Here is a 22368-nt window from a genome sequence, read left to right as displayed (position 1 = left end):
GCGTGACCGACGTGGCCGGGCCCGGGACGCCGCAGGCCGGCCTCCGGGCCGCGCGGCACGCCGCCGGCGCCGAGGTCCCACACGTGTGCGGGGGTGATGTGGGTCATCGCCGGGGGCGCAGTCGCAGGCCGGCCATGCCGCCGTCGACGGCCAGCGACGTGCCGGTGACCGAGGCGGCCGCGGGCGAGGCCAGGTACGCGATGGCGGCGGCGACCTCGCCGGCGGTCACCAGGCGCCTCAAGGGGCCGGCGGGCGTCGAGGGCGGCGCGTTCCGCCTCGGGGTCGTCGGCCGCGTCGAGCAGCCGGCTGATCCAGGGGGTGTCGGCGGTCCCGGGGTTGACGCAGGTGACCCGGATGCCCTCGTGCACGTGGTCGGCGGCCATGGCCGGGGTGAGGGAAAGTCCGGCGCCCTTGCCGACGGAGTACAGGGCCCGTTGCGGCAGGCCGGCGGTCGCGGCGATGGAACAGGTGTTGACGGTGGCGGCGTGCCGGGACCGGCGCAGGTGGGGGAGTGCGGCGCGGGTGGTGCGTACGACGCCGAGGACGTTGACGTCCAGCACGTGGTGCCACTGCTCGTCGGGGTTGTCCTCGACCGAGCCCATGGCGCCGATGCCGGCGTTGTTGACCAGGATGTCGAGGCCGTCCAGTCGTTCGGCGGCGTGGGCGACGGCGGCGCGGACCTGGGAGTCGTCGATGAGGTCGGCGGTGAGGGCGATGAGCGGCTCGGCAGTGGTGGGGGTGTTCAGGTCCAATACGGCCACGTGCGCGCCCTGGCGCGCCAGGAGTTCGGCCGTGGGCCGCCCGATCCCGGAGGCTCCGCCGGTCACCAGGGCCCGCAGGCCCTCCAGTCCGTTCATGCGGTGAGCTCCTCGTCCTCGTCCTGATCGCGGGTGTGGTGGGGGGCGGTGGCTTGCGGCGTGCCGCTGAGGTCGGCCGTCCAGAATTCGCCGTGCGGGTAGGCGTAGCGGGTGAGGGATCCGCGGTGCATGCGCGCGGAGAAGCCGGCTGCGGTGGGCGCGAGGTAGTGGCCGTCGCTGATCGTCACGGGGTCGGTGAAGTGTTCGTGGAGGTGGTCGACGAACTCGATCGCACGGTCCTGGACGGTGCCGGAGACGGCGAGGTAGTCGAACATGGCCAGGTGCTGAACGAGTTCGCACAGGCCGACGCCTCCGGCGTGCGGGCAGACCGGCACGCCGTACTTGGCGGCCATGAGGAGCACGGCGAGGTTCTCGTTGACGCCGGCGACTCTGGCGGCGTCCAGCTGGAGTATGTCGACGGCGTCGGCCTGCAGGAGCTGTTTGAAGACGATCCTGTTGTGCACGTGTTCGCCGGTGGCGACCTTGACCGGTGCGACGGCTCTGCGGATGGCGGCGTGAGCGAGGATGTCGTCGGGGCTGGTGGGTTCCTCGATCCAGTACGGATCGAACCGGGCCAGCGCGGTGGTCCAGGTGACGGCCTCGTCGCGGTTCCACCGCTGGTTCGCGTCGATGGCGATACGTATCCCGGGTCCGACGGCGGCGCGGGCCGCGCGCATGCGCCGGATGTCGTCGTGGAGGTCGGCTCCGACTTTCAGCTTGATCTGGGTGAAGCCGTCGGCGACGGCCCGGCGGGCGAGCGTGGTCAGCTTCTGGTCGCTGTAACCCAGCCAGCCGGGGGAGGTGGCGTAGGCGGGGTAGCCGCGGGCCAGCAGGTCGGCCTGCCGGGCGGCCCGGCCCTGGCGTCCCTGCTGGAGGATCGCCACGGCCTCCTCGCGGGTGAGGGCGTCGGTGATGTAGCGGTAGTCGATCTGGTCGGCCAGCCAGTGGGGGTCGGCGTCGGCGAGCAGCCGCCACAGCGGCCTGTCCGCACGTCTGGCCGTCAGGTCCCACACGGCGTTGACGACCGCTCCGACGGCCATGTGCATCACGCCTTTTTCCGGCCCGAGCCAGCGCAGCTGGCTGTCGCCGATCAGGTCGCGGCTGAGCGAGCCGGGATCGGCGCACACCTCCGCCACGCCGCGACCCACGACGTGGGCGCGCAATGCCTCGATGGCGGCGACCTGGACGTCGTTGCCACGGCCGATGGTGAAGGTGAAGCCGTGGCCCTCCAGGCCGTCGGCATCGTCGGTCCGCAGCACCACGTAGGCGGCCGAGTAGTCGGGGTCGGGGTTCATGGCATCCGACCCGTCCAGCTCCCGCGAGGTGGGGAAACGCACGTCATAGGTGTGGAAGCCGGTAATCCGGGAGGATCCGCAGGACACGAGAAGGGCCTTTCACTGGTACGAGGGGGCCACACCACCGGGGCCCGGACCGCAGGACCGGACCCCGGAGGCCAGGCCCTGCGGTGAGGACCCGGAGCCGACCGCCGAACACACACCGGCAACGCCGGACACGCCGCCGGGCCCGGGAAGCCGAGCCGGACCGGGCACCCGCGCGCCCCGGCCTACGCACCGGGGCCCGCCCGCTCCTCAAGCGCCCGAACCCGCCGCCCACCGCCACCGCAGCCCGTCCGTCCGCACGTCTGCACGGCCGTCCGACCAGCGCGAACCCCGGTCTTCGGAGGAATCACTCGCAGCGATCGCGACCCTACGGCCACCACCCGACCAACGCAAGACAAACCTCCGAGGTTTCCTAGGCGAGTGAGAGGACGATGAAGCGAATCTTCCCTATAGATGGCGAAAGTTCCTTGGATCTTGCCGCTGTCAAGGACGGCTCAGGTCACGAAAACGCGAATTCATCGGATGAACTCTTGTCAAGCTCAGCAATGCGCTCGTAACGTCCTCGCCACGTCTCACAGGCATCCGAGGACGGCCCTCGGTGACGAGGAAAGTGCGGACCCATGAAGCCCAGCTACGTTCGTGTCACGGCCGCAGTCGCCGGCGCGGTGTTGTTCGCCGCAGTCGCCACCGCGTGCAACCGCGGCAGTGACAGCAGTTCCTCGGGGTCGTCCGGCAAGCCGGTCATAGGCATCGACCTGCCCAGATCCGACTCCGACTTCTGGAACTCCTACGCCCAGTACATCCAGGACTACCTGGGCCCGCAGGGTGTGAAGGCCCTGCCGATCAGCAACTCGCAGAACGACATCACCAAGCTGGTCGCCAACGTCCAGGTGCTGGAGCGCACGGGCGCCAAGGCCATCGTCATGGCCCCGCAGGACACCGGCGCCATCGCCTCCACGCTGGACCAGCTGGCCGGGAAGAACATCCCTGTCGTCAGCGTCGACACCCGCCCGGACAAGGGCAAGGTGTACATGGTCGTGCGCGCCGACAACCGGGCGTACGGCACCAAAGCCTGCGATTTCCTGGGCAAGCAGCTCGGCGGCAAGGGGAAGGTGGCGGAGTTCGAGGGAGACCTCAGCTCCATCAACGGCCGCGACCGCTCGGAGGCGTTCGGCTCCTGCATGAAGCAGAAGTTCCCCGGGATCACCGTCTACCCGCTGCCCACCAACTGGGACGGCGCGGTCGCCTCCAGCAAACTGCAGACGCTGCTGGCCCAGCACCCCGACATCAACGGCCTCTACATGCAGGCAGGCGGCGTCTTCCTGCAGCCCACTCTCGCGCTGCTGCAGCAGAAGGGCCTGCTCAAGCCGGCCGGGCAGCCCGGCCACATCGCGATCATCTCCAACGACGGCATCCCGCAGGAGTTCGACGCGATCCGCAAGGGCCAGATCGACGCCACCATCTCCCAGCCGGCCGACCTCTACGCCAAGTACGCGCTGTACTACGCCAGGGCGGCGGCCACCGGGAAGACCTTCACGCCCGGCCCGACCGACCACGGCTCCACGATCATCCAGCTCCCCAACGGACTGGAGGACCAGCTCCCGGCGCCACTGGTGACGAAGGCCGACGTCGACGACAAGACGCTGTGGGGCAACAACATCTCCAAGTGACCAGCCCGCCGCGCGCGACCGCGCCCCACCTGCGAAAGGACGGCACCATGGCGGACACGCCCGCGCCCTCCGCCTCCGCCGATCCGGTGACCGCCACTCCCGTGGTGGAGGCCACCGGGATCACCAAGCGCTTCGGAGCCACCGTGGCTCTGCGCGACGTCCGGATCCGTGTGGCCCCGGGGGAGTCCCACGCCCTTGTCGGCCGCAACGGAGCCGGCAAGTCCACCCTCGTTTCCGTGCTGACCGGCATCCAGCGCCCGGACAGCGGCACCCTGCTCTTCTCCGGGAAGCCGGCCCCGGCCATGGGCGACACGGATGCGTGGCGCTCGAAGGTGGCCTGCGTCTACCAGCGCTCCACCGTCGTCCCCGACCTCACCGTGGCCGAGAACCTCTTCCTGGACCGACAGAGCGCCGGTGCGCTGCGCCCGATCCGGTGGAGGCAACTGCGCGCCGGCGCCGAGGCCCTGCTCGCCGAGTACGGTGTCGGCGTCTCCCCGCGCGCCCGCATCAGGGACCTGACGGTGGAGCAGCGCCAGTTCGTGGAGATCGCCAGGGCACTGGGCTTCGGCGCGCGTTTCATCATCCTGGACGAACCCACCGCCAAGCTGGACGCCCGCGGCATCGAGCGGCTCTTCACCAAGCTGCGCGAACTGCAGGACAAGGGCGTGGCCTTCCTGTTCATCTCGCACCACCTGCAGGAGGTCTACGAACTGTGCAGCACGGTCACCGTCTACCGTGACGCCCGGCACGTCCTGACCGCGCCGGTCGCCGGACTGGGACACGACGCTCTCGTGGCGGCCATGACCGGCGAGGGCACCACCGGCGCGCAACAGCCGGCACGCCCCGCGGGGGCCGGTGTCCTGTCGGGCACCGGCCCCCCGATGCTCCAAGTGACGGGGCTGACCCTGCCAGGGGTGTACGAGGACGTCTCCCTCACGGTGCGTCCCGGCGAGGTGGTAGGCCTGGCCGGGGCGGCGGCCAGTGGGAACGTCCAGCTGGGCGAGACACTGGCCGGGCTGCACCGCTCCCGCTCCGGCAGCGTCAGCCTAGCCGGCCGGGAGGTGCGCGCCGGCGCACCGGCGGCTCTGGCGGCGGGAGTCGGGTTCATCCCCGAGGACCGCCACCTGCAGGGGCTGGTGCCCGAACGCAGCGTCGCGGAGAACGCCACCCTCACCGTGACCGACCAGCTGGGCCCCTACGGGGTCGTCCTGCCCGCACGGGCCAGGGCGTTCGCCCGGCGCATGATCGACGACCTGGACATCAAGACGCCCGGGGCCGCCACCCCGGTCTCCGCGCTGTCCGGCGGCAACCAGCAGAAGGTCGTCGTCGCCAGGGCGCTGGCTACCGACCCGCGCCTGCTCGTCGCCATCCGGCCCACCAACGGCGTGGACATCAAGTCGAAGGAGTTCCTGCTCGGCCGCGTCCGCGCGGTGGCCGCCGCGGGCAAGTCGGCGCTGGTCGTCTCCGACGAACTGGACGACCTGCGGGTCTGCGACCGCGTCGTGGTGATGTTCCACGGCCGGGTGACCGCCTCCTTCCCCGCGGGGTGGACCGACGAGCAACTGGTGGCCGCGATCGAAGGCATGGCCGGGACGGCCGGCACGCAACGTACGAAGGGAAGCACCGGCAATGCCAGCCACCACTGACGCGACCGCCGCCAAGGAGGCAGCGGAGAACACGCCGGCGGCCCCGGGCCGACGGCGCGCACTCGACCTGCAGCGCTACCGTGATCTGTCGCTCATCCCGGTGCTGTTCGTCCTGGGCGTCATCGGATTCATCGTCTCCCCGGCCTTTCTCACCTCCGACAACCTCATCGGCGTGGCGCAGCAGTCCACCGAGCTGAGCCTGCTCGTCCTGGCCGAGGCGATGATCCTCATCTCCGGCCGCATGGACCTGTCTCTGGAGTCCACCATTGGCCTCGCCCCGGTGATCGCCGTCTGGCTGGTCCTGCCCGCCCACGGTGGCCGGTTCAACGGCGTCGACCTGCTGCCGGCCTGGACGGCGGTGCCCGTCTGCCTGCTCGTCGGCGCGCTGATCGGCGCGGTCAACGGTTTCCTCATCCTCAAACTCCGCCTCAACGGCTTCATCGTGACCCTCGGTGGACTCACCATGCTGCGCGGCCTCCAGGTCGCCGTCTCGCAGGGCAAGTCGATCGTCGACGTGCCCGGTTCCTTCACGTACCTGGGCAGGAGCCAGTGGCTGGGCATGCCGGCCGCCGTGTGGATCTGCATCGTCCTGTACGCGCTCGGCGGCGCGGCCCTGGCCTGGCTCCGGCACGGCCGCGCCCTCTACGCCATCGGCGGTAACAGCGAGGCCGCCCGTACCGCCGGCATCCGTGTCGACGCGGTGGTGTGGACGGTGCTGATCACCGGCGGGATGCTCGCGGCCTTCGCGGGCGTCCTGTACACCGGGCACTACGGCTCCATCTCCGCAGACCAGGGCAGCGGCTGGATCTTCCAGGTGTTCGCCGCCACCGTCATCGGCGGGGTGAGCCTCAACGGCGGCCGCGGAACCCTGCTCGGGGCCCTGACAGGTGTGCTGACGCTCCAGCTGGTGGTCAACGTGATGACGCTGGCGGGCGTACCACCGCTGTGGAACCAGTTCCTCAACGGCCTGATCATCATCGTCGCCCTGATCATCTCCCGCTTCGCCTCCGGCGAGAAACAGGACTGAGTCCGTGTGACGGACGGGTCCGTCGCCCGCGCCGCCGTGTGACGGACCCGTCCGTCACACGGACCGCCGAAGCCGATGCCGTCACCGGCCGACGGCGAACCCCGGGGCCGGGCCGGGTGGACAACCGGGAGTCCTTCGGATGGCTGCACCGCTACAACACCCGCCGCCGTCACTCCCGCCTCGGACAGCGCAGCCCGATCGCCTACGAGGCAGCCTCCCGGACACCATCAACTACGCTGACACCAACCGCATAAACCGTGTCCAGGATTCGGGGCCAAGGTCCGTGTACCGCGGCCGCGGCACGCCTGGCACTCGGCACCGGGGGGCGACGCTGCGCCAGGTCGCCGAGCTGGCCGGTGTCTCGACCGGCACGGTCTCCAACGTCCTCAACCGGCCCGATGCGGTCGCCGAGAGGACCCGGGTCCGTGTCGAGAAGGCGATCGCCGAGCTCGGCTTCGTCCGGCAGGCCGGCCCGTCGCGTGAGGCTCCTCACTGGCGCAGGTCCGGTCACGCCACGTGGGTCTTCACCCCGGCTGCCACCGGCTGGTACCCGAGGAAGTCGCACGCCGCCCATCCCGTTCCCATGACGGGCTGGCCGTTTCCCGGGGTGCCGGTGCGGGGGCGTGGCGCCTCCGACCGGGCGGAGGCGTGCTGGCTGCCCGTTCAGACCCGGCTGACCCGGCACGGCCTGCGGCACGGTCACCGGACGCTGATGGAGGAGCTGGGCACGCCCAAGGTGCTCATGGACGAGCGGATGGGGCACGAGGCGGATCGGTCAGTGCCCGCTATGCCCACGTCACCGACTCGATGCGGGCCGGGCTCGTGGAGGGTCTGACGGAGGTCTGGTACGAGTCGCTGGACGCCCGTCTGGTGTTGCATCCGCGTTCCCCTGTGCCGGTGCTGGACCGGCTGTTGCAGGAGCGTGCCAGGTCCGGGCGCAGCGCCGACCAAGATCACACCCAGTTCACACCCAGAGTGTGCCGGAAAGCAGTGAGAGCCGGTCTTCCGTTGTCGGAAAACCGGCTCTCACCTGCGACAACACCGTCGGGACGACAGGATTTGAACCTGCGACCCCTTGACCCCCAGCGTTCGGCGGGCCCTGACGGGCCGCCCGTGGGAGGCGAGGCTCGTCCCGACGGTGCAGGCCAGCCTGTATGCCGCGGCTCCGCCGAGATATGGGATGCCATCCGGTGACGCCCAGTCCGTGAGAGCCTCGTGAGAGGCTGCGGCCGCTGCTGGCGACCCGGGCGCCAGACGCCCGGCGTCCCAGCTGCCGCGCCGACGGTGATCACCCGGACGACGTCGGCACGGCGTTCGCCGAGACCTCGCAGTCCTGGTATTACCCGAGCGGGTCGGACGTGGACGGCGGCCTGGGCGACCTGCGGGCGTCGTGCTGTTCGGGCGATCCCTCGCCGAGGGCGTGGGCAGCACCCTGGTTGCCGACCGGCGCTACCCGGACGCGCTCGCCGAGCGCCTGGCCTCGGCAGGTCGTCCTCGCGCCGTGCCGAACCAGGGCATCACAGTCGCCGACAGGCTCGGCACCCAATTCCCTGAACATGTGCTGATCATGTGGACTGCGCCGTCCACGCTCCTCGGGTAAGCAAGTCCACCCCCAGGAGGCGGCCCGCCCGTGCCGGGCGCGAAGGCGGCGGGTCAGGCCGGCCCTGCTTCCGAGGGGGGCTCGGAGTCGTGGCTGTCGAGGATGGCCAGGGTCAGGACGTTGTCCCCGATGCCCCAGCCCCCGTCGGGGACCTCCTCGACGAGCACCATGGTGGTGGCCCGGGCCCGTTCGCCGTAGATCTCGGCGTACAGGTCGGTGGTGCGGTGGATGATGACTTCCTTCTGCTCGGAGCTCAGCGTTCCGGCCGGCACCTTGAAGTTGGCGAAGGGCATGACGGATTCCTCCTGTGCGGGTGGGGTTGCGGTAGCGGGGGCGGGGGCGGGGTCACTTTCCGTGCGGGTCGGCGTGGTTGAGGGTCTCCACCACGCTGTCGTACTCGCCGCGGACCTCGCTGTAGCGCAGGAACTTCACGCGCTCGACCTGGATCTCCTTGGCGTCCGGCTGGGACGCGAGCAGTTCGACGGTCTCGGCGATGAAGTCCTCCAGCGGCATCGCGAAGTCGCTGGTCTCCTGTCCCGGCAGGAGCGCGGTGCGCACCGACGGCGGCACGAGCTCCACGATCTGCACCGAGGTGTCCGCCAGTTGCAGCCGCAGCGACTCGGTGAGCATGTGGATAGCGGCTTTCGATGCGTTGTAGCTCGGCGTCACCGCCAGCGGGGTAAAGGCCAGCCCCGAGGAGACCGTGACGATGGTGGCGTCGGGGCGCGTCTGCAGGTGCTCGACGAACGCCCCGATCAGCCGGATCGGGCCGAGCAGGTTGGTGGTGACGACCGATTCGGCCGAGGCCACGAAGGACTCGGGCCGGTGCCAGTCCTCGACGCGCATGATCCCCGCCATCGCGACGAGTACGTTCAGCTCCGGGTAGCGGCCCAGCACGTCCTGCGCGGCGGCCTGGATGCTCTGCGGATCGGCCGTGTCGATGCGCACGGTGCCGAGGCCCGGGTGCTCGGCGCCCAGCTTCTCCAGCAGGTCGGTCCGCCGCCCGCCGATGATCACGGTGTTGCCGCGGTCCTTGAGGGCGAGGGCGAGAGCGAGACCGATGCCGCTGGTCGCGCCGGGGATGAAGACGGTGTTCCCTGAGATGTTCATGCTGGTGCGTCTCTCTGTCATGTGGTGAGGCCGGCGTTCTCGACGTTCTTGATGCCGGCGTTCTCGATGCCGGCGACGTTCTGCCCGCGATCAGCGGCTGGCCTGCTCCGGCAGCAGGTCGTCGATGCCGATGCGGTGGTAGAACTCTGCCCGGATCCGGTCGCTGACCGTGGACACCACGTCGCTGCCGTCGCGCGACGGGTCTATGTGGACGCGGAACGGGCGGTGCCCGGCGGGCAGGTCGACGACACGCGCGATCTCCTCGGCGACCTCGTCCACCGTGCGGCCGGCGGGGAAGAGCGCGGCGAGGCGCTCGGGCAGCGTCGCGCGCAGCTCCCCGTAGGCCGCCTCGTAGGCGGTGTGGCGCTCGGAGTCGGCCGGGGCGCCGGCGTGCGCGAAGTGGTTGGTGCCGCTGGGGTAGGCGCCAGGCACAACGATCACGGTGTCGATGCCGTAGCGGATGACCTCGGCGGCGTAGCTCTCGGCCATCGCGTCCATCGCGGCCTTGGCGGCGAAGTACGGTGCCAGGAAGGGCGGGTGACCGCCACGGGTGCTGGAGCTGGCCACCCACACCAGCAGCCCCGAGCCCTGCTTGCGCAGGACCGGCAGCGCCGCGCGGTTCACCCGCTGGGTGCTGAGCACGTTGATGTCGTAGAGCTCGGCGAGCTGCTCGGGTGGGAATGCCTCGGCCGGTCCGAGGACCATGTGACCTGCGTTGTGCACGACGACGTCGAGTCGGCCCTGCTCTTCGACGATCCGTGCGACGGCGGCGTCGACGCAGGCCTGGTCCTGGACATCCATCGCGATCCCGCGGACGTCCACCCCCTCGGCCGCCGCCAGCTCGGCGAGCTCCGCGGCGCGGGGCGCGTTGCGGCCGTCGATGGCGCGCATGCCGGCGTAGACGGTGTGCCCGGCGCGGGCCAGGGCCCGCGCGGTCAGGTCGCCGAAGCCCGAGGAGGCGCCGGTGACCACCACGACCTTCCCGTGACCCGCCTCCTGGACCACCGTGCTGTCCTCGCTCATGTGTCCTCCGCGGTTCTCTCGACGCGCCGGCCGCCCGGCCACCCGGTCAGCTGTCCGGCCGGGTCGGCCGGGGCGACACACCTACCGTGCAACGGTCGCTCAGGGCGAACCAGTGGCTGGTTACCCGGAGGTCGTCACCCCCTGGCTCGGCCCCGGACGCGGGTGGACACTGGAGGAGTGGATCTCGCAGAACTCGGAGCGTTCCTGAAATCGCGGCGCGACCGGATCCGCCCGCAGCAGGTCGGGCTGCCGGCCGGCCCGCGCCGGCGTGTGCCCGGGCTGCGCCGCGACGAGGTGGCCCAGCTGGCAGGCGCGTCGGTCGACTACTACACCGAGCTCGAACGAGGACGGGGCGCCCAGCCCTCCGAGCAGATGCTCGCCGGCCTCGCCCGCGCGCTGCGCCTGTCGCTGGACGAGCGTAACCACCTGTACCACCTGGCCGAGCGCCCGCTCCCGCCGTCGGACAACGGTGCCGCACACGTGCATCCCGGCATGCTCGATCTGCTCGACCGGCTCGCCGGCACGCCGGCCTGCGTGATCACCGACCTGCACGTCATGCTGGTGCAGAACCCGCCGGCCGTCGCCCTGCTCGGTCCGCCACCGTCGGTGAGGGGGGTGGGCGCGAGCTTCGTGCACCGGTGGTTCACCGACCCGGACTCCCGCGCCATCTACCCGCCTGAGGACCACCGCCGCCACGCGGAGACCTTCGTCACCGACCTGCGGGCGGCCGTGGCGCGGCGCGGCTCGCGGGACCAGGAGGCGAACGCGATGGTGGCCGAGCTGCTGCGGCGGAGTCCCGAGTTCGCCGAGCTCTGGGACCGGCACGACGTGGCGGTGCGCCGCATGGACACCAAGCGCATCGTGCACCCTTCCCTCGGCCTGATCCATGTCAACTGCCTGAACCTGCTGAGCGAGGACGGGCGCCAGCGCCTGCTGTGGTTCAGCCCCGTCCCGGGCACCGACGCGGTCGAGAAGCTCGAATTGCTCTCGGTCCTCGGCACCCAGGACCTCACGCCCGAACCGCAGTAGGCCCCCGGACGGATCGCAGGAGAGTGACGGCACCCTGACGGTCAGCCGGCCGCGGGAGCCGCCGGCGCGGGTGTTCGTCTCGCAGAGGTTCCGGGGTGGCGGCGACGTCGCCGGGATCGTCCTGGCCGGTCCGGAGGTGGATGATGAAGCCCAGGAGGCCGCGGGCGTGGCTGATGCAGGACTGTGACCTGCGGCGGCCCGCGGGTCTCAGTGCAGCCCCGGGCACACAGCCGCTACCGGCTTCTGCGACCTCGCGTCAGGAGTACACGAGTTCCGTGTTGGTGCAGACGTATATGACCCCGTGCTTCTCCAGGCAGGCCCAGATCTCGTACGGCTGGTACTCGGGAAGGTTCCCTGTCGCCGGCCCCACGGTCACGGGGGACGGTTTCCCGGCGGTGGAGATCTTGCGACCGGTGCTCAGGTACGCGGTGATCCCGAATCCGTCGGCATAGGAGTCCCGCGCATACAGCGAGTCGCCGTAGGCGTGCCAGATCGCCGCCCCCCTGACGTGGCCTTCCCACGTCAACGTGGCGGTCCAGACGCCTTTGTCGGGAGGTATCGGATCGGTCGAGGGCTGGGCCCCCGAGGCCGTCCCGGATGTGGCAGTCAGCAGGCCGGCCACTGAGACCGCCACGCCGACCAGGGCCGCCTTGGTCCGTATGGAGACGCGCATATCTCTCCTCCCGTCTGCGCCGGCCCTTCCGGCGCAGCATCACTTCGACCGCACCGTAGCCCGCGACACAGCCCCGTGGGTGATGTATGGGCATTTTCGTCAAATTGTTTGATTCATATTCGGTGTGCACCTGGTGGAAGTGCCCGCCACGGCTCCTTCTCCCGCACGACGCTGCGCTCGCATCGCTTGGACACCGCTTCAGCGGTCGGCTTGGTGACGCCGGTGGACAGCACGCGGCCGTTGCGACCGTCGGCGACGACTTCCCCGTCGCCCCTCGCACGGACCCACCCCACGCCCTCGCCGACCGCCACAGTCGCACCCGGCGGGTCCAGTACTGGCACGAGTCCAGTCGGCGTTGTGTCGCCGGGGGATCGAGCCTCGCCGAGCAACTCCAGGAAGCGCTTCCCGCAACGCGCGTCGTCAAGACACTCAACACCATGCTCTTCCCGGTGATGACCGCGCCGGCCACGCTCACCCGGCCGCCCGACGCCTTCCTGTCCGGTGACGACCCGCAGGCCAAGCAGACCGTCCATGACCCGCTCACCGACATCGGCTGGCGCCACGAGTGGATCACCGACCTCGGCGGAATCCGGACCGCCCGCGCCACGGAAGCCGCGATCCTGTTCGTGCCGCACGTCATCCGGTCCAGCGGATTCGCACCCTTCGCCATATCGATCGCCCGCTGACCGGGGGGACACCGCCTTGCGGAGGCGGGCTGGAAGCGCGGCGCACGCGGCAGCGACCGGATGTTCCCGGCGTGGAGGTCGCCGTGGATGAGGGTGTCCGGCTGCACGCGGCCGAGTTCCCGTACGGTCGTCAGGGCGGCATCCGGCGCCGGGGGCGGGAGCGTGTGTGTCGGCTCTTGGGCGTCCTTGCGGAGCGGTTCCTGCCAGGTGTCGGCCTGTTCATGGAGCCGGGGCAGGCCGGGCGGTGCGGGGACGGCCAGGCGGTGGTTCAGCCTCGCGGCGACGGTCACCACCTCGTCGCCGTCCTCGATCTGCGTCAGGGTGGGCGACTGTGGCCGCTCCAGCAGCGTCCGCCTTGAACTGCGGCGGATAGTTCTTCACGACCACGAGATGTCCGTCCTCAGAGCCTCAGGACCGATCCAGTGTCTCGTGTGTCCAGGAACCGGGGTCAAGGCCCACCATCGAGAAACTCGGCCTCCACCTGCACCGGATGGTCCGCGAGCAGGCAGGACGCACCGCCGAACCTACTGCCTGCGTCATTGACGCCCAGAGCGTCAAGACCGCTACCAGCGTGCCCACCGACACCCAGGGCACCGACGCCGGCAAGAAGATCGTCGGACGCAAACGCAGCATCGTCGTCGACACCCTCGGCCTGTTACTGCTGGTCATGGTGACTGCCGCCAGTGTCTCGGACAACGAGGCCGGCATACAGCTACTCACCCGCGTCGCCGCCGACCACCCCACCATCACCAAGGCATGGGTCGACACCGGCTACAAGAAGAAGGCGATCGAGCACGGCGCCTCGCTCGGCATCGACGTCGACGTCGTTCCACGAAACGAGCAGGTCAAGGGCTTCTCCGTGATCCCGCGGCGGTGGGTCGTGGAGCGAAGTTTCGGATGGATCATGATGCACCGTCGTCTCGCCCGCGACTATGAGACCAAACCGGCGCACTCCGAGAGCATGATCCGCCTCGCGATGATCTCCAACCTCGCGAAAGGAGCAACGGGCGAAACAACCATAATCTGGCGCAAACCATGAACTATGGCTTCGTCAAGCAGGACGACCTCTAACAGCCGCGCACTGGGAGCCATGTTGCTCAAGCGTCTATAGCGATGCTACATTGTAGTGGTGCTACAGAATACAGCCGGTGGCGCCCGCGAGCGGCTGCTCGCCGCCGCCTTCGAGATCGCCACACGTGACGGTGTCGACGCGGTCTCCACGCGTGCGGTCTGCACCGCCGCAGGTGTGCAGGCCCCGTCGCTGTACCACCACTTCGGCGACCGGTCGGCACTGATCCGCGCGGTCGTCGACGTGGCGTTCGAGGAGTACTTCCACCGCAAGGACACCGCTGCCTCGGTGGATGACGCGGACCCGCGTGCCCGCGTCGCCGCAGGATGGGACGCGCACATCGGATTCGCGCTCGCCTACCCAGGTCTCTACCCGGCGATGTACCCGACATGGGGGCCGCTGCCGAGCCAGGTCGAACGAAGCGGTGCGCTGCTGCGCGCCGGTTTCGACGAGCTCGAACAGGCAGGCGCCCTCCGGCCCGGAATCACCGCAGCGCTGGCGACGAACGCGCTCCGCGCGGCCCTGCGCGGTGTCGCCCACGCCGTCGCCGCGAACCCCGTCAACGGCGACAACGAAGCGACGTCCGCCGTCGTCCGCGACGCGCTCATCCACGCGCTCGTCGGGGACCGGACACGTAACTGACTCCTCGCCGATCCGGCCCCGGACCGAGCGAGAACCCGCACAATGGAGCAACATCCATGACCGATCTGCTCGCAGGCAAGACCATCCTCATCACCGGCGCCTCGTCCGGCATCGGCGAATCCGCCGCGCGTCTGTTCGCCAGCGAAGGCGCGAACGTCGTCATCACAGCCCGCCGCAAAGCCGAACTCGACCGTGTCGCCGAGGACATCGCCGCCGGTGGAGGCAACGTGCTCGCCGTTCAGGCCGACACCACCGACGCCGGCGAACTGCAACGAGCCGTCGCGGCCGCGGTCGAGAGGTGGGGGCGCCTCGACGGTGCCCTGAACAACGCCGGCCGAACCCAGGGCGGCGGCCGCCTCGCGGAGGTCACCGACGAGACCTTCGACTCCGTCCTCGAGACCAACTTCAAGGGCGTGTGGCTGGCGATGCGCGCCGAACTGCAGGCGATGACCGCGGAGGGCGCCGCTGGTGGCTCGATCGTGAACATCAGCAGCATTGGAGGCACCTTCGGCGCTGCCGGGCAGAGCGTGTACGGGGCGACGAAGGCCGCCGTCATCGCCTTGAGCCGCGCCGCCGCAGCCGAATACGGCCGTGACGGCGTCCGCGTCAACGCCATCGCGCCAGGCGCTACGATGACCGGGATGATGGTCTCCTGGCAGCAGCGCGATCCGAGCATCGTCGATCACCTCAGCTCCCTCGCCGCCCTGGGCCGCCCCGGCCAACCGGACGAGATCGCTGAGGCCGCCGCCTGGCTCCTCAGCGACCGCGCGAGCTACGTCAGCGGCATGACCCTCGGCGTCGACGGCGGCACCGCCCCCTGGCCGCACTGAGTCACCTTGAGCCGCACCGCCACCCCAATCGAACAGCGCGCCACAGCCGGCGACAGCAACCGAACCGGGGCCGCCCGACGCCGGCGAGACCCGCACCTCTTCGCGAACAGCGCCTGTGTTTCCGGCCTTCGGCGCTTTCTCACCAAGGTCCGCATGAACGCCCGGCATGCGACCTCCCTCCCGCGGTGCCGCCGTCGGGAGCGTGTGACGAGAACGGGCGGACAGTACGTGTCGCCCGGCCGCCGGCTCACAGGTTCAGGATCGTCGCCACCAACTCGCTGCGGCTGCGGACACCGGTCTTCGCGAAGACGCTCTTCAGATGGTCCTGCACGGTCGATACGGTGATGTGCAGTTCCATGGCGATGGCCCGAGACGGCAGACCGGCGACGACCCGCTTCAGTACGTCCCGCTCACGCGGTGTGAGCCCGTACGCGAGCAGCAGCACCTCAGCAACGTCGGTGGTCGGCGCCGGGTTCATCGTCACGGCCACCGGCGCCGGAGGCGGGCCGCCGCTCAGTGGGGAGGCGCGCAGCGAGAGCCACCGGCCCGACCGGCCACGGATCCGCCCGTACGCCGGCAGGTCCGCGGCCTTCCCCCGCGCGGCGACTTCCAGAACCGCGAGGGGCAGCCCGGCTCCCGGCGAGGCCAGTTCGTCCCGCCAGAGTTTGGCAGCCAAGTTCTCCGAGATCAGCCGCAGGTCGTCGTCGAGCAGCAGTACACCCGCTTCGGCGGGGCCCTGGGCGGCGGCGTCGGCCGCTCGGTGCGTGGCCCGGCGCAGGGCGGCACCGACCGGTGCGGACAGCCGCCGCAGCACATCGACGTCGGCCGGGGTGAAGTCGGGCCGCCCACCGCCGCGGAACAGGGCGATGGCGCCCCAGCAGCGGCCGTCCACCACGAAAGCCGCCCGCAGTTCGTGCCGTGCGTCGACCATCGGCAGTACGGTGCGGTACCGGTGGCTGGACTCCGGATCGCCGCCGGTGGCCGTGCCGAGTGTGGCGGCGGTCACCTCGGCGCGGGCCAGCTCCGCGAACTTCATTACGTCGTCCACCAGGTACTCGTTGCGCGCGACAGCGGCTGCCGCTTCCGGTACGAGTCCGGCGCTCACCTCGTCGGTGGTGAGCAGTGTCGTCGGGTCGGTCGCGCCGAAGCAGTAGGAGTCGGCCTGGACGAGTCGCGTCAGTCGGCCGGTGATCCGGCGCCGCAGTTCCCGGGAGTCGAGATCGAGACGGCAGACGGCCTCGATGTCACGTACGGTCTCGCGTAGGCCCAGCGGAAGGTTCACCGGGCGAACCTTATCCCAGCCGTTTATCACAGAGATGACGGATGTCCCAGAAATGTGGGAGGGTCACGCGGCCTCCGGACGCGTAGCGTCGATCGGTACACACCGAAGCAACTGGAGGCACCGCACCATGAATAAGTCCATGCTCACCGTCGGACTGGACCCGGCGCTGGTGGACGACGCACCCTCGTCGCGGGCGGCGTTCCCCGAGATGGACGCCGAGGCGGTCCGGGCCGGGGTGGCCGCCGGCAAGGCCCGGCTCGAGGAACTCGGCTTCACCGTCGACGTCTGCCTCCTCGACTACGGCCGTACGGCCGAGGCGGTCTATCGTGCCGCGCTGGCCGCCAGGGACTACGACTTCGTGGTGATCGGCGCCGGCGTCCGGCTGGATCCGGCGCTGACGCCGCTCCTGGAAGTATTGGTCAACGCCACGCACGAGCTGGCGCCGAAGGCGAAGATCTGCTTCAACGTGAGCCCGACGACGACCGTCAAGGCCGTCCAGCGATGGTGGCCCGAGCACACGCCGTTGAGCCAGGGCTGAATCAGCACTCGGTCGACACCGACTGACCCAGGTCCGCCGGTCCGGTACACGAACCGGCGGACCAGTGAAGTCGTGCGGGCTCTCTGTGCCAGTGGTGTGGGGGACGGACCACCGCCTTCGAGGCGGCCGTATCGCTTCTCCTCAGGAGGTTGGATTGATCCCCGGGCTTGGATTCGACGTACTCGGCGAGATGCGCGCCTATCGGGACGGCCGCCCTCAACTGAGCGCGTCCACCTGTACCGGCTCGAGCACAAGCCGTGGTACACCGACAGATGGTCACCAAAGGAACCAAGTCCAAGCGCAGCCCGGCCTCAACTGCCTATCTCGCTCACGTCCTTGACGACTGCGGATACCCGCGCCGGATGATCCGCAGCACCCGTTCGGTCGACCTGGTGAACACCATGGACCCCAAGCCGGTCGCCGCCGCATTCGGGATGGACCCCCAAGCCACGCTGATCCATCTCGCCGACCACGTTGACCAGGAAGCGGAACTGGCCTCCCGCACCACGGCAAATCCACTCGCCCGCCCAGATGATCAACGCTAGGAGCGCACTGAAGATCAATGCCGGGCTCCCGACGCCCGGCACGCGCTCCCCCCAGCTTGGCGTGGGAAGAGCCCAGACCGGCCTGACCTGGCGTTAGGACGAAACCAGGACGGTTCACGTACCCGCGTCCGTAGCGTTCCCGAGGGGCATCCGGTTGCCCCACCATGAAGGGAGCAGCATGTCAACAGCGCTCACGGCGCGGAAGCCGAGCCGCAGGTGGTACGCCCTCGTGGTGGGCCTCCTGGCGTCCGTCGGATTCTGCGCAAGTACGATCCCCGCTTCCGCCTCCAGCAGTGCGATTGCTGATGTGACCGCTATCAAAAACGACCACTCCGGCCTCTGCATGTCCGTACCTGGTGACAATATCTACGCGGGAGCGGTGATCGACCAATGGAATTGCGGACTCTACCCGGACCAGTATTGGATTGAGGAGTCCTCGGACAGTCATCCCGGCTGGTTCTACTTTCAGCCCCGGCAGAACGCCAGTCTGTGCGCGACCTACGTGCCCGGTAGTTACGCTCAGCTGACGCTTCAGTATTGCGGGTCGCATGCGGCGAACGGGAACGTGAACACGCAGCTCTTGGCCCCCCTGCCGTGGGACGGCACAGTGGAGACGCCTCAGGAATGGTGCATCTCTGTTCCCGGAGCTCGCACGGACGCCGGAGCGCCGATCAATACATACCCGTGCGGCGAGTATGTCGACCAGAGTTGGGATTTCCTCGTCCAGAGTTGACACGAATTGACTAGTAGGACTCCGTTAGGTTGATCTGGCTCTTGGGTTCAGGCTGGTGGTGGGCGTTCTGGGCAGGGGGCGGTGGCAGGTGGTGCAAGTGCCGGTCCAGCAGTTCAGAAGGTCTTGGAGGGCTTCGAGGGTCTGATAGAGGGTGAGTCCGCTGTATCGGCTTTTGGGGCCAGGCGCTGTTCGGTAAGGAAGGCGTGAGCGGCGGTGACCAGGGTGACGTGGTGGTGCCAGCCTCTCCAGGAACGTCCTTCGAAGTGGTCCAGGCCGAGGCCGTGCTTGAGTTCCCGGTAGTCGTGCTCAATGCGCCAGCGGATCTTGGCCAGGCGGACCAGTTCGGCGATCGGTGTGTCGGCGGGCAGGTTGGACAGCCAGTAGTCGGTGGGTGTTTCGGCTCCGGCAGGCCATTCGAGCAGCAGTGTGACTTCGGGCAGGACACCGTCCCAGCAGCGGTATCGCGTGGTGGCGGCGGCCTGGGCCAGGCGGCGGGCCCGGACCCCGGCCGGCCGCACCCGAAGGGCCAGGAAGCGTGAGCGCATCGGCCCGCGGGAGCCTTCACGCCAGGTCACCTCGGTGAACGCCTGCCGCCCATGGCCGACCGCGGTCACGTCCGCTGGAGTGGTGTATCGACGGCCTCTCGGCGATCTTGCTCTTGACGCTATGCGGTGAGTTCGGTGGGCAGGACCGTCTCGTGGTTTTCTGACTCGATCGGGTGGTGGGCCTTGGCCAGCAGTTCGCGGCTCATGTAGCGGCGAGCTTCGGTCCATTCGTCGTTCTGTTCGGCCAGGACGGCGCCGACCAGGCGGATCAGGGCGGCGCGGTCAGGGAAGATCCCGACGACGTCGGTGCGGCGGCGGATCTCCTTGTTCAACCGCTCCTGGGGGTTGTTGGACCAGATCTGCCGCCAGATCTCACGCGGGAACGCGGTGAACGCCAGCAGATCGTGTTGGGCGGTGTCGAGGTGGTCGGCGGCCTTGGGGAACTTGGACTCCAGCGCGTCCAGGACGTGCCGCATCTGGGCCCGGACGGCGTCGGCGTCGGGCTGCTCGAACACCGTCCGCAGCAGGGTCGCCACCCAGGGCTGGGCAGATTTCGGGACCTGAGAGAGCAGATTCCTTGCGTAGTGAAGCCGTAAGGAATCAACCTATTGCTTCGGGGGCCTCGGCTCGTTGGCCTGGTATGGCGATCCCAGAGGCAATTCTGTCCCAACTCCGCTGCCGCTTTGCGGTGTTGCTGCCCCATCTGAACGAGCGGCAGCGGCGTCTGGCGGTCGCGGCTGAGGCGAGGCTGCTCGGCCATGGCGGAGTGCGAGCCGCCGCCCGGGCGGCTGGGATCAGCGAGACCACCGTGCGCCGGGGCGTCGGCGAGCTGGAGTCCGGCGCCGGGCCACTGCCCGGCGGGCGGACTCGCGCCGCGGGTGGAGGCCGCAGGCGCGCCGAAACGGTCGCTCCAGGCCTGGTCGACGCGCTGATGGCCCTGGTCGAGCCCGATGAACGCGGGGACCCGGAATCCCCGCTGCGCTGGACGACGAAGTCGCTGCGGCACCTGGCCGAGGAACTGTGCCGGCAGGGCCATCGGGTCTCGGCGCCGACCGTGGGTCGGCTGCTCAAGCAGGCCGGCTTCAGCCTGCAGGGCAACGCCAAGACCCTCGAAGGCACTCAGCACCCCGACCGCGACGCGAAGTTCCGCTACCTGAACGAGCAGGTCAAGCAGCACCAGGCTGCGGGCGAGCCGGTGATCAGCGTGGACACCAAGAAGCGCGAGCAGATCGGCCGCCTGCCCATGGCCGGACGCGAGTGGCGCCCCAAGGGCGACCCGGTCCAGGTCGAGGACCACCACTTCTTCTTCAGCGGACCGGACGTCGAGCAAGCCATCCCCTACGGAATCTACGACATCGCCCGCAACACCGGCTGGGTCAACGTCGGCGTCGACCACGACACCGCCACCTTCGCTGTCGAGTCGATCCGCCGCTGGTGGAAGACTCGCGGGCAGACCGACTACCCGACCGCGACCCGGGGCTGCTGATCACCGCGGACGCCGGCGGATCCAATGGATACCGCTACCGCGTCTGGAAGAGCGAGCTGGCCGCGCTGGCCGCCGAGACCCGCCTTGCGATCACGGTCTGCCACTTCCCGCCAAGCACGTCGAAGTGGAACAAGATCGAGCACCGGCTTTTCTCCCACATCACCCACAACTGGCGCGGAAGGCCGCTGACCAGCCACGACGTCGTACTGCAGACAATCGCAGCCACCCGCACCCGCACCGGACTCACGGTGGAGGCCCACCTGGACACCGGTGACTACCCCACCGGCATCGCGATCAGCAAGGAGCGCTTCGCCGCCCTGCCCTTGGTCAAGCACGAGACCCACGGGCAGTGGAATTACACCCTGCTGCCCGGCCCCGCCGCGCCGACGGACCTGCCTGTCAGCGGCGAAGCGTACGGCGTCGCCGAACGACGCCGATCTCTCCTGTCTCGCCTGGCCGATCCACGACTGACCGGCATGGACAATACGGAACTCGCCGAACCATGCACCGAGTTGGCGCCGCTCCAGGCCGCACGGGCCCAGGAACGCCACAGCGAGCAACGCGGCGGACGCGCCCGACGGGCCACTGGAAAACAGCGGGCCAAGCCGCTGTTCGATGATGCGACCCGGGTCATGCTGACTCTCCTCTACCAACGGCAGGTCTGCTCGATGAAACTGCTGGCGGACATGCTCGAGGTGACTCCCGGATGCATCGGCCAACTCGTCGCCGAGACCCGGCGGGTGCTGGAGGACCACCGTCACCAGCCCGGATACGCCTCGACCCGCTTCACCACCGCGACCCAACTGCTGGCCTTCCTCGACACGGCAGAGGCACCTCGACGCACCTCGATCATGTCGATCCTGTCCCATCCGAGGCTGACCGGCATGTCACGCGAGGACCTGGGCTCGCTCGCCCGCCGACTCGCCCCGCGCCAGCTCGCTCAGACCGAACGAGCCTCCTACCAGCGCCGGGGCGCCGATCGCCAGCCCGGCAGCCGCGGCGGGGTCTTCCCAAAGAAGATCGGCGACGAAGAGCGCGTCGTCCTCGCACTCCTCTACCTGCGCAGGCTGTGCACCATGGATGTCCTCACCGAGGCGCTGGGCGACGTGAGCAGGTCCTCGATCGGCAACACGATCCGCGAAGTCCGCCCTCTGCTCGCCGAAGCCGGACTCCTCCCAGCCCCGGCTGGCACCCGCTACCGCTCCGCGGCCGCCCTCCTCGCCGCAGGACGAAGCGAAGACGACACACCGACAGGTTGATTCCTTACGGCTTCAGTGGGTGCGGCAGCGCTGCCAGGACGCTCCGGGCAGGACGGCTCCGATCGCGGCCACCAGGCCGGTATGGGCGTCGGAGACAACGAGCTGGACGCCGCCCAGGCCGCGGGCGGTCAACGACCGAAGGAACGCCAGCCAGCCGGCGCCGTCCTCGGCGGTGGCGACGTCGATGCCGAGGATCTCACGGTGCCCGTCGGCGTTGACACCGACCGCTACCAGCGCATGGACATTGATGATCCGGCCGTCCTCGCGGACCTTCTGGGTCAGGGCGTCGACCCAGACAAACGCATAAGGTCCGCCGTCCAGCGGACGGTTCCGGAACGCGGCCACCTGCTCGTCCAGATGCTTGGCCATCGCGCTGACCTGCGACTTCGACAGCTGAGTAACGCCGAGGGACTGCGCGAGTTTCTCCACCCGCCGAGTAGAGACACCCAGGAGGTAGGCGGTGGCGACCACGCTGATGAGGGCCTGTTCGGCCCGGCGGCGACGTTCCAGCAGCCAGGCCGGGAAGTAGCTTCCCTGCCGCAGCTTGGGGATCGCGAGTTCGACGGTCCCAACCCGGGTGTCCCACTCCCGCGGGCGGTACCCGTTGCGGTGGTTGACGCGTTCGTCGCTGGCCTGCCCGTACTCCGCGTTGCACATCGCGTCGGCCTCCGCCGACATCAACGCGTCGGTGAACGTCTTGACCATCGAGCGCAGCAGATCCGGACTCGCCGAGGCCAGGTTGTCCTCGCTCAGGGCGTGCAGAGGCAGACTGTCAGGT

At 69.6% G+C, this 22368-nt stretch carries 16 protein-coding genes, 1 tRNA gene and 8 pseudogenes; 14 read left to right on the top strand and 11 right to left on the bottom strand.

Features of this window, described 5'->3' with window-relative positions; all coding sequences use genetic code 11:
- Positions 1-103: 103 nt before the first annotated feature.
- Together K7G61_RS21665 and K7G61_RS21660 are read right to left on the bottom strand one after the other, a co-directional pair.
- Positions 104-857, bottom strand: a pseudogene (locus tag K7G61_RS21665) (SDR family NAD(P)-dependent oxidoreductase).
- Entirely contained in the window at positions 854-2194 is a 1341-nt protein-coding gene (locus K7G61_RS21660) for an enolase C-terminal domain-like protein (protein WP_374204198.1), read from the bottom strand. The pseudogene K7G61_RS21665 and the gene K7G61_RS21660 overlap by 4 nt, the downstream one beginning before the upstream one ends.
- 623 nt (positions 2195-2817) lie before the next feature.
- On the opposite strand from K7G61_RS21660, the gene K7G61_RS21655 reads away from it, so the two are divergent.
- From K7G61_RS21655 to K7G61_RS21640, 4 genes and pseudogenes are all read left to right on the top strand, one after another.
- Positions 2818-3867 (top strand): sugar ABC transporter substrate-binding protein, encoded by a 1050-nt coding sequence (locus K7G61_RS21655; RefSeq protein WP_225848586.1) that lies wholly within the window; start codon positions 2818-2820, stop codon positions 3865-3867.
- A 47-nt stretch (positions 3868-3914) separates the two neighbouring features.
- A complete protein-coding gene (locus K7G61_RS21650) occupies positions 3915-5513 on the top strand; it encodes a sugar ABC transporter ATP-binding protein (RefSeq protein WP_225848585.1) in 1599 nt (532 codons plus the stop codon).
- Positions 5497-6540: an ABC transporter permease gene (locus tag K7G61_RS21645; RefSeq protein WP_225848584.1), complete on the top strand. Its 1044-nt coding sequence runs from the start codon at positions 5497-5499 to the stop codon at positions 6538-6540. The genes K7G61_RS21650 and K7G61_RS21645 overlap by 17 nt, the downstream gene beginning before the upstream one ends.
- Before the next feature lie 271 nt (positions 6541-6811).
- Positions 6812-7473, top strand: a pseudogene (locus K7G61_RS21640) (LacI family DNA-binding transcriptional regulator); the annotation flags it as partial.
- 111 nt (positions 7474-7584) lie between these two features.
- Here K7G61_RS21640 and K7G61_RS21635 read toward each other — a convergent pair.
- Positions 7585-7675, bottom strand: a tRNA-OTHER gene (locus K7G61_RS21635).
- 255 nt (positions 7676-7930) lie between these two features.
- Here K7G61_RS21635 and K7G61_RS21630 point away from each other — a divergent pair.
- Entirely contained in the window at positions 7931-8140 is a 210-nt protein-coding gene (locus tag K7G61_RS21630; protein WP_225848583.1) for a hypothetical protein, read from the top strand.
- A gap of 53 nt (positions 8141-8193) precedes the next feature.
- On the opposite strand, the gene K7G61_RS21625 is transcribed toward K7G61_RS21630, so the two are convergent.
- The 3 genes from K7G61_RS21625 to K7G61_RS21615 all read right to left on the bottom strand — a co-directional run bounded on the left by K7G61_RS21625 (position 8194) and on the right by K7G61_RS21615 (position 10273).
- Positions 8194-8433: a tautomerase family protein gene (locus K7G61_RS21625; RefSeq protein ID WP_225848582.1), complete on the bottom strand. Its 240-nt coding sequence runs from the start codon at positions 8431-8433 to the stop codon at positions 8194-8196.
- A 52-nt stretch (positions 8434-8485) separates the two neighbouring features.
- Positions 8486-9250: an SDR family oxidoreductase gene (locus K7G61_RS21620; protein ID WP_225848581.1), complete on the bottom strand. Its 765-nt coding sequence runs from the start codon at positions 9248-9250 to the stop codon at positions 8486-8488.
- Positions 9251-9340: 90 nt separating this feature from the next.
- On the bottom strand, positions 9341-10273 hold the full coding sequence (locus K7G61_RS21615) for an SDR family NAD(P)-dependent oxidoreductase (protein WP_225848580.1): 933 nt from the start codon (positions 10271-10273) through the stop codon (positions 9341-9343).
- A 177-nt stretch (positions 10274-10450) separates the two neighbouring features.
- Between K7G61_RS21615 and K7G61_RS21610 the strand changes: the two genes are divergently transcribed.
- Entirely contained in the window at positions 10451-11302 is an 852-nt protein-coding gene (locus K7G61_RS21610) for a helix-turn-helix transcriptional regulator (protein WP_225848579.1), read from the top strand.
- Positions 11303-11558: 256 nt separating this feature from the next.
- Here the strand turns inward: K7G61_RS21610 and K7G61_RS21605 are convergent, their stop codons facing one another.
- Positions 11559-11975 (bottom strand): hypothetical protein, encoded by a 417-nt coding sequence (locus K7G61_RS21605; protein WP_225848578.1) that lies wholly within the window; start codon positions 11973-11975, stop codon positions 11559-11561.
- Between the two features lie 368 nt (positions 11976-12343).
- On the opposite strand from K7G61_RS21605, the pseudogene K7G61_RS21600 reads away from it, so the two are divergent.
- From K7G61_RS21600 to K7G61_RS21585, 4 genes and pseudogenes are all read left to right on the top strand, one after another.
- Positions 12344-12661 (top strand): annotated as a pseudogene (locus K7G61_RS21600) (NADP oxidoreductase); the annotation flags it as partial.
- 466 nt (positions 12662-13127) lie between these two features.
- A pseudogene (locus tag K7G61_RS21595) lies at positions 13128-13700 on the top strand (transposase); the annotation flags it as partial.
- 90 nt (positions 13701-13790) lie between these two features.
- Positions 13791-14372 (top strand): TetR/AcrR family transcriptional regulator, encoded by a 582-nt coding sequence (locus K7G61_RS21590; protein ID WP_225848577.1) that lies wholly within the window; start codon positions 13791-13793, stop codon positions 14370-14372.
- 56 nt (positions 14373-14428) lie between these two features.
- Positions 14429-15202, top strand: coding sequence for an SDR family NAD(P)-dependent oxidoreductase (locus tag K7G61_RS21585; protein WP_225848576.1), 774 nt, complete (start codon positions 14429-14431; stop codon positions 15200-15202).
- 247 nt (positions 15203-15449) lie between these two features.
- On the opposite strand, the gene K7G61_RS37010 is transcribed toward K7G61_RS21585, so the two are convergent.
- Entirely contained in the window at positions 15450-16484 is a 1035-nt protein-coding gene (locus K7G61_RS37010) for a helix-turn-helix transcriptional regulator (RefSeq protein WP_225848575.1), read from the bottom strand.
- Positions 16485-16611: 127 nt separating this feature from the next.
- Between K7G61_RS37010 and K7G61_RS21575 the strand changes: the two genes are divergently transcribed.
- The 3 genes from K7G61_RS21575 to K7G61_RS21565 all read left to right on the top strand — a co-directional run bounded on the left by K7G61_RS21575 (position 16612) and on the right by K7G61_RS21565 (position 18300).
- Entirely contained in the window at positions 16612-17022 is a 411-nt protein-coding gene (locus tag K7G61_RS21575) for a hypothetical protein (protein ID WP_225848574.1), read from the top strand.
- Between the two features lie 362 nt (positions 17023-17384).
- A complete protein-coding gene (locus tag K7G61_RS21570) occupies positions 17385-17567 on the top strand; it encodes a hypothetical protein (RefSeq protein WP_225848573.1) in 183 nt (60 codons plus the stop codon).
- A gap of 307 nt (positions 17568-17874) precedes the next feature.
- Positions 17875-18300 carry an RICIN domain-containing protein gene (locus K7G61_RS21565; RefSeq protein ID WP_225848572.1) on the top strand — a complete coding sequence of 142 codons (426 nt, stop codon included), beginning with the start codon at positions 17875-17877 and terminating at the stop codon, positions 18298-18300.
- A gap of 113 nt (positions 18301-18413) precedes the next feature.
- Here K7G61_RS21565 and K7G61_RS21560 read toward each other — a convergent pair.
- A pseudogene (locus tag K7G61_RS21560) lies at positions 18414-18908 on the bottom strand (transposase); the annotation flags it as partial.
- 56 nt (positions 18909-18964) lie between these two features.
- Positions 18965-19438 (bottom strand): annotated as a pseudogene (locus tag K7G61_RS21555) (transposase); the annotation flags it as partial.
- A gap of 47 nt (positions 19439-19485) precedes the next feature.
- Between K7G61_RS21555 and K7G61_RS21550 the strand changes: the two are divergent.
- Positions 19486-21590, top strand: a pseudogene (locus K7G61_RS21550) (ISAzo13 family transposase).
- 15 nt (positions 21591-21605) lie between these two features.
- Here K7G61_RS21550 and K7G61_RS21545 read toward each other — a convergent pair.
- Positions 21606-22343 (bottom strand): annotated as a pseudogene (locus tag K7G61_RS21545) (IS256 family transposase); the annotation flags it as partial.
- Between the last annotated feature and the right edge of the window lie 25 nt (positions 22344-22368).

The organism is Streptomyces sp. HPF1205 (assembly GCF_020400825.1).
Taxonomy (GTDB): domain Bacteria; phylum Actinomycetota; class Actinomycetes; order Streptomycetales; family Streptomycetaceae; genus Actinacidiphila.
This window is presented reverse-complemented; position numbering and strand designations above follow the sequence as displayed.

Bases quoted from the DNA above. Each gene is read 5' to 3' on its own strand.
- K7G61_RS21655 (WP_225848586.1), top strand. From the start codon at position 2,818: ATGAAGCCCAGCTACGTTCGTGTCACGGCCGCAGTCGCCGGCGCGGTG.
- K7G61_RS21650 (WP_225848585.1), top strand. From the start codon at position 3,915: ATGGCGGACACGCCCGCGCCCTCCGCCTCCGCCGATCCGGTGACCGCC.
- K7G61_RS21645 (WP_225848584.1), top strand. From the start codon at position 5,497: ATGCCAGCCACCACTGACGCGACCGCCGCCAAGGAGGCAGCGGAGAAC.
- K7G61_RS21625 (WP_225848582.1), bottom strand. From the start codon at position 8,433: ATGCCCTTCGCCAACTTCAAGGTGCCGGCCGGAACGCTGAGCTCCGAG.
- K7G61_RS21620 (WP_225848581.1), bottom strand. From the start codon at position 9,250: ATGAACATCTCAGGGAACACCGTCTTCATCCCCGGCGCGACCAGCGGC.
- K7G61_RS21615 (WP_225848580.1), bottom strand. From the start codon at position 10,273: ATGAGCGAGGACAGCACGGTGGTCCAGGAGGCGGGTCACGGGAAGGTC.
- K7G61_RS21605 (WP_225848578.1), bottom strand. From the start codon at position 11,975: ATGCGCGTCTCCATACGGACCAAGGCGGCCCTGGTCGGCGTGGCGGTC.
- K7G61_RS21585 (WP_225848576.1), top strand. From the start codon at position 14,429: ATGACCGATCTGCTCGCAGGCAAGACCATCCTCATCACCGGCGCCTCG.
- K7G61_RS21575 (WP_225848574.1), top strand. From the start codon at position 16,612: ATGAATAAGTCCATGCTCACCGTCGGACTGGACCCGGCGCTGGTGGAC.
- K7G61_RS21570 (WP_225848573.1), top strand. From the start codon at position 17,385: ATGATCCGCAGCACCCGTTCGGTCGACCTGGTGAACACCATGGACCCC.